The organism is Paracoccus sp. P2, from assembly GCF_046335115.1.
Taxonomy (GTDB): Bacteria; Pseudomonadota; Alphaproteobacteria; order Rhodobacterales; family Rhodobacteraceae; genus Paracoccus; species Paracoccus pantotrophus.
Genome location: NZ_JBGOSN010000137.1, coordinates 1 through 1,437, shown reverse-complemented (window position 1 = coordinate 1,437; position 1,437 = coordinate 1). Strand labels below are relative to the sequence as shown.

At 67.9% G+C, this 1,437-nt stretch carries 1 pseudogene; it reads right to left on the bottom strand.

Annotation, left to right across the window (positions count from 1 at the left end):
• A pseudogene (locus tag ACDP63_RS24785) lies at window positions 1–1,437 on the bottom strand (hypothetical protein); the annotation flags it as partial.

The following is a 1,437-nucleotide window of genomic DNA, read 5'->3' as shown; positions in this document are numbered from 1 at the left end:
CGTCGCCCACGTGATGGACTGTAATCCAGGTAAAGTCGGGCGCATCAGCTCGTGCCAGCGCCACGCGCCGGTCGGCATCGCCAGCTTCGATTGTCCACGAAACCGTAACGATGTCGCCCGGCCTTGCTGTACCAGGAACCATAAGCCCGGCACCCTCGTCTATCGGCGCGTCCGCCGCCAGCACCTCGAGCGGTCGCCGGGCCATGACCCGATCGCCGCGGTCCAAATGGTAGCGGATTTCATAGGCTCCAGGCTCCGCGGGTGCAGTGAACGTGGCCTGATCTTCGTCCTGAATACGGCGATAGCCACTTTGCTCGCCGTCCGGTGTGCCGCCGGGAACGATGGCTATGTAGTCGCGCGGATGTATGGCGCCGGTCCAGGATAGCGTGATCTCGGCGCCGGCCCGCGCCCTGTCCGGTCCGTCAAGCGAAACATTACCATCCATCACCTCGACCGGGGTGCGGGCGAGCACGCGATCCCCCGCGTCCAATTGCAGGCGCACCTCATAGAGGCCAGGCTCGGCAGGCGCGCGAAGCTCGCCTTCGCTCCGATCTTGCATGCGATCGTAGTCGGCATAGGTGCCGTCCGCCGAGCCGGCGGGAACGATCGTCACGTAGTCGCGCGGGTGCAGGCCCTCACCCTGCCAGGTGACCGGGAAAGCCGACCCGACAACGACCTGAGCCGGCGCGGAGACAGCAACCTCGGCATCGACCACCTCGACCGGGGTGCGGGCGAGCACGCGGTCCCCCACGTCCAATTGCAGGCGCACCTCGTAGAGGCCGGGCTCGGCAGGCGCGCGAAGCTCGCCCTCGCTCCGACCTTGCATGCGATCGTAATCGGCATAGGTTCCGTCCGCCGAGCCGGCGGGAACGATCGTCACGTAGTCGCGCGGGTGCAGGCCCTCACCCTGCCAGGTGACCGGGAAAGCCGACCCGACAACGACCTGAGCCGGTGCGGAGACAGCAACCTCGGCATCGACCACCTCGACCGGGGTGCGGGCGAGCACGCGGTCCCCCACGTCCAATTGCAGGCGCACCTCGTAGAGGCCGGGCTCGGCAGGCGCGCGAAGCTCGCCCTCGCTCCGACCTTGCATGCGATCGTAATCGGCATAGGTTCCGTCCGCCGAGCCGGCGGGAACGATTGTCACGTAGTCGCGCGGGTGCAGGCCCTCGCCCTGCCAGGTGACCGGGAATGCCGACCCGACAACGACCTGGGCGGGTGCGGAGACAGTAACCTCGGCATCAACCACCTCGACCGGGGTGCGGGCGAGCACGCGGTCCCCCGCGTCCAATTGCAGACGCACTTCGTAGAGGCCAGGCTCGGCAGGCGCCCGCAGCTCGCCCTCGCTCCGACCTTGCATGCGATCGTAATCGGCATAGGTTCCGTCCGCCGAGCCGGCGGGAACGATCGTCACGTAGTCGCGCGGGTGCAGGCCCT